1 pseudogene is annotated in these 240 nt (G+C 42.5%); it reads right to left on the bottom strand.

From position 1 onward, the window contains the following. Window positions 1–25: 25 nt before the first annotated feature. A pseudogene (locus IEX97_RS13275) lies at window positions 26–240 on the bottom strand (oxidoreductase); the annotation flags it as partial.

Raw genomic sequence — 240 nt, 5'->3', positions numbered from 1 at the left:
ACTTTTGGCTATACCATGCACAAGTTTACTGGTCTACAGGGAATACTACGCCAGTCTGTTTGCGTACTTCAGTCAGTACTTTTGCAACGGTCAACGAACGTTGTTTCATTTGTTCATCAATCACACCAAGCTTTAACTGCTTCGCAAATGCTTCTGCTTCGTAGAACATATGATTCTCGGTTTGAGGCAAAGTTAGGTTCTCTTTTTCTTCACCACGAAGAATACGCTCTACACCACGAC

Source organism: Paenalicyclobacillus cellulosilyticus (assembly GCF_014647315.1).
GTDB classification, from domain to species: domain Bacteria; phylum Bacillota; class Bacilli; order Alicyclobacillales; family Alicyclobacillaceae; genus Alicyclobacillus_J; species Alicyclobacillus_J cellulosilyticus.
Note: the sequence above shows the minus strand (reverse complement) of the source record. Positions and strands in the feature narration are given on the sequence as shown.